This is a genomic window from Candidatus Cloacimonadota bacterium (genome assembly GCA_012522635.1).
In the GTDB taxonomy this organism is placed as follows: domain Bacteria; phylum Cloacimonadota; class Cloacimonadia; order Cloacimonadales; family Cloacimonadaceae; genus Syntrophosphaera.
Map to the genome: position 1 here is coordinate 1 of JAAYKA010000093.1, position 5,431 is coordinate 5,431.

Genomic DNA, 5,431 nt, shown 5'->3' on the forward strand with positions numbered 1-5,431 from the left:
ACGGGCTCCCTGGTCACTTTCAGACCTCATTTGAATTTCTATGGCCTTGTGAGCTATGAAGTTAACGCGGTGGATAGAACGTCGAACGGATTCAGCAGCCAGACCATCTGGATTGAGGTGATAAATGTAAATGACCCGCCGGAAATCACGGCTTGGCACCCTTTGGAGCTTGAACAGAGCGTTGATCAAGGTGAATCCCTCAGCTTTTGGGTTACGGCAGAGGATGTGGAAAACGATCCTCTGACCTACGTTTGGACACACAGTGGCAGCCAGGATGGGGAGCCTTTTTCCAACACTGTGTCCACAGAAGCCAGTCTGGAACTGCAATTCGATATCCCTGGCACCCAGACAGTCAGCTGCGTGGTTGATGACGGTGAAGCCCAAGCCAGCATTAGCTGGACCGTGACCGTCAGCCCTCATGGCCCAATTTTTGAGCCTGTGGGCGGAATCTATACCAGCGGCGTGAACGTTGCCCTCAGCGTTCCGGCTGGATTTGAAGGTGCGATAATCCATTATACTGTAAATGGTGGCGCTCCGGATGAAAGTTCCGAGGTTTACGCGAGTCCGATTGAGGTTCCAGCTTTGGAAAACGCGGAAAGCAGCGTGACCATCCAGGCCTTTTTCATCGCGCCGGGATTTCCGCCTTCTCAGATTGAAAGTGCAACCTACCGCATCACCGGAACCGTGGCTGCACCTGTGTTCAACCCGCCTGGAGGTTTACACCATGCCGCCCAATATGTTGCGTTGAGCAGTTCCACTTCTTCCGCGGTGATTTATTATACCACCGATGGGGGAGAGCCTGTTCCCGGCGAACCGGGTACCCAGGTTTACGAAAATCCGATTTCGATTCCCGGTGAAAGCAGCCTGACCCTGAAAGCAAAAGCCACGCGGGAAGATTGGTTGGACAGTGAAACGATTACCCATGTTTATCAAATCACTGGAACAGTGCAGGTTGATTCCCATGATATGAATCCGGCGCCAATTCCGGAAGGTTTTGTGATCAATCATGGCGAAAGCTTGGATGTGGAAATCCAGGGACTCAGCGTGTATCCCAGTGCTGCAGCGGTTTACTACACGCTGGATGAAACCGACCCTGTGCCGGCAAATCCCAGCGCCCAGATTTATTCCAGCGGACAGCGGATCGAACTGACACAATCCACCCTGATAAAGTTTCAAGCCCATCTGGAAGACTGGCTGCCCAGCTTGGAATACGAGTATCAATATAATATCAGCACGCGCACGGTGTTTAATCCCTTTGCCAACGGTACGGTTTTTGACCCCGAGCCCGGTTACAGCACCATTCCCATGTTTGTGAGCCTCAGCGAGAATACGTCTCCGGCTGGCGCTCCCATCTATTTTAGCACCGATGGCAATGAGCCAATTGCCGACCCAACCATGCTTTACAGTGGACCAATCTGGCTGGAGGAAACCACCCAGATTAAGGCTTTTGCCCAATATCCGGGTTTTGAGCCCAGCGAGATTTTCAGCGGAGAATTTATCATCACGGGCACGGTTGCCGCGCCTGTTTTTGACCCCGCTCCGGGAAGTTTTTCCTCTCAAATTGAACTGCAGATTAGCAGCACAACCGAAGACGCCGAGATTTGGTATAGTGACGACGGCAGCGATCCTTTCCCTGAAGCGGTAGGCTCAACTTTATACACAACACCAATAACTCTATTAAATGGTTTGCACACCATCAAGGCGCGTGCTTTCAAGGAATTCTGGGATGACAGCGCCGTCACCGAAGGCGTTTACAGCATCGGCATTTTGCCTGCCCCGGAATTTGATCTTGCAGCAGGCATATATCAGGATCCCATCACTGTGAGGCTCAGCGTTCCCGGCGCACCGGAAGCGCAGATACATTATACAGATGACGGTTCCGAGCCAGATGAATTTTCCACATTGTATGATTTTGTGAACGGCATCCAGATTGGCTTGGAAACCAGTAAGACCATCAAAGCCATTGCCACTCAAACTGGCTGGTTATCCAGCTTTGTGGTCGAACGTTACTACGAAGTGACGGGAACAGTTGCCACACCGACATTTAACCCCGATGGCGGCACGCATTCCGTATCCGTGATGGTGGAAATCAGCAGCGCCACAGAGGGAGCCGAAATCCGCTACACCACTGACGGCAGCGACCCCGACCCCACGCATGGAGAAATTTATTCTGGTCCCATCCAAATCACCAGCAGCAGCACTCTTAAAGCCATGGCCCACAAAGAAAACTGGCGGGAATCCCAAGTTTATGGAGCCATTTTCACCATCATCGGAAACATTGCCGATCCAGTGTTCACGCCTGGTGCTGGAACTTATACCACCCCGGTTGATGTTTATGTTTCGGTGAATCCACCCGACGCTTCAATTTATTATACAGACAATGGTACGGAGCCCAGCCAGACAAACGGAACCCTGTATGTGGCGGGCACTCCCATCCACATTGACAGCGATGTTCTGCTGCGCGCCCGTGCCTATAAAACCGGCTGGAACGTAAGCGGGATCAGCGACGCGCAGTATTACATCACCGGCACAGTGAGCGCTCCGCAATTTGATCCGCCATCCGGGCAATATGCCACCGCGCAGAACGTTACGCTTTCCGCCATTCCTGAAACCGCTGAAATCCGTTATACCACGGATGGCAGCACTCCCAGCCCCACCCATGGTGAGGTTTATGCCGGTCCCATCGAGGTTTCAGCAAATAAAACCATCAGAGCAATGGCCTGGCTGGAAGGCTGGGATGATTCGCCGGTTTCATCGGCTTCCTACGTGATTAACGGTCCTGTGGCAATGCCGGTTATCAGTCCCTCCGGTGGGTATTTCACCAGCTCGCAAACCGTTGGCATCAGCGTGATTCCCGCCGCGGCAAGGATTTATTATACGACCGACAACAGCGATCCAATTCCTGAAGTCAGTCCGCTTTACACAGGCCCCTTCAGCGTGCAGGGTCACACTGTGGTCAAAGCAATTGCCAGGCTGGAAAACTGGCTGGATTCGCCCATCGCGATGGCGGAATATCAGTTTGTGGTGGCAAATCCCAGCATCACACCTCCGGCTGGAAGCTATGCCTCCACGCAAAATGTGACGATAAGTACCAGCACGGCAGGCGCTTCCATCCGCTATACCACCGACAACAGCATCCCCAGTCCGGAGAATGGAATCCTGTATGAAGGCCCCTTCGACGTGGAAGTTACCACAACCGTCAGGGCAATCGCGTTCCGTGACCAGTGGATTAGCTCAAGCGTTATTTCCCACAGTTTTGTGATCAACGGTCCTGTGGCGGATCCGCTCTTTTCCGTGTTGGGAGGCGATTATTCCGATCCTTTCAACGTGTCGATTTCCACCCTTCCGGCTGGTTCAGCGATCTATTACACACTCGATGGAACTGAGCCAAGTGAAAGCAACGGAATGCTTTACAATAGCCCCGTTCATATTGATCAAAACAGAGTTTTGAAGGCCAGGGCATATCGCGCGAACTGGCTGCCTTCCAATGTTAGCACCGCGACTTACGACTTTTATGTGAAGCCTGTTGGCATCGTGCCCAATGGGGGAACATACACTTCGGCGCAGCTTGTGACCCTGAACACAGCCACCCCCGGAGCCTTGATAAATTACACTCTTAACGGTGCGGAACCCGTTCCCGGAGAGGGTTTGGTTTACGATTCGGCAAACCCAATCTTGGTGAATGAGGATTTGGTTTTGAAAGCCATTGCGTCGCTTGAAAACTGGCATCCATCCTCCATCAGCAGTGCCAGCTTTGATATAAATATCCCGCTGCCGGTGGTTGCCGCGCCGGTAATTCAGCCTGGCAGTGGAGTTTATAACACACCGCAGACGGTGAACATCACCAGCGCGACCCCGGAAGCCACACTGGTTTATACAATTAACGGGGATGAGCCCACTTTGGAGAATGGAACCGTTTATGAAGGCAGTTTCGTGGTTTCCAGCAACGCCGTGATTAAAGCGCGCGGCTTCAAAGATGGGTTTGATCCTTCGCCTGTGACCACGGTGCAGTATGTGATCGTGATTCCGATTGAGACTGTGGCAACACCGGAGATTAATCCAGCTTCCGGTATTTACACGGAACCGATTCAGGTTACGATTAGCACCCAGACTCCGGAAGCCACCATCCGCTATACCACGGACGGAAATGAGCCTTCCACTTCGGTTGGTGAGATTTATAACGGACCCTTGAACATTTCTGAAACCACCACCGTGAAGGCGATTGCGTATAAAACTGGGATGAATCCGTCTCTCATCTCGAACGCCAGCTATGTTATCAATATTGCTGTGCCGGAAGTGGCGGCTCCGATGTTTACGCATCCCACCGGTACATATTTTGAGCCCATTAATGTGGGTATCAGCACAACCACCGAAAATGCGTCCATTCGCTATACCACTGATGGCTCAACACCTTCACCCACCAGCGGAATTCTGTATAGTGACCCGATTTATGTGGGTGAGGACAGCAGCCTCTTTCTGCAGGCCATCGCCTATCGGGATGGATGGAACCCAAGTCCTGTGGTTTCAGCCAACTACAATGTTACCGGAACCGTTGCTGATGTGAGTTTCAGCCCCGCAGGCGGCATCTACACTCAGGCCACATCCGTGGTTTTGAGCACCTCCACGCCGGGAGCCACAATCCGTTATACAACAAATGGAGACGAGCCCACACAAAGCTCAAATCTATATAACACACCCATCATTGTTAATCTGGATAGCAGTGTCACCATCCGCGCCCGTGCTTTTAAAAGCGGCTGGCAATCCAGTGAGATTACACAGGAAAGCTACACTGTCACAGGGCAGGTGAGCATCCCAGCGCCTGTATTCAGCGTTCCCGCCGGGGTTTATGCTACAGAGCAGACGGTTGTTTTGAACAGTCCTGTTCCAAGTGACGCGATTGTCCGCTATACCATAAATGGTGATGACCCCACGGAACTGTCTGACATATATGAAGATCCGATCCAGTTGCCTCTGAATACGAGCATCATCTTGAAGGCCAGGGCTTTCAAGGAAAACTGGCTGCCCAGCCCGGTGTACAGTGCCAGCTATGTGATGACGGGACAGGTGATTCTGGCTGAGGAAACCTTCAATCCACCCGCAGGAACATATCAGAGCGCGCAGACCATTACGCTCGTTCCGGCGCTTTTGCCCACAACTGCAACCCTGCGCTACACCACGAACGGCAGCGAACCCAGCCAACTTTCACCCGCGTATGTGAATCCCATCTCGGTGGGACCTGGAACTACAGTGATCAAGGTCAAGGGTTTCATGAACGACTGGACTCCCAGTGAAACTGTTTCTGCCACTTATCTTGTCACAGGCCAGGTTGCTTTCAACACACCTGTGTTCACACCGGCACCGGGAGTTTACGCAACGGCTCAGCAGATTACAGTGAATACCGCCATTCCCGCCGATGCGGTTGTACGATACA

At 52.4% G+C, this 5,431-nt stretch carries 1 protein-coding gene; it reads left to right on the forward strand.

Going from position 1 to position 5,431, the window contains the following annotated elements:
* The coding region (locus GX135_04910; protein NLN85429.1) for a hypothetical protein at positions 1-5,431 on the forward strand (5,431 nt) is incomplete at both ends.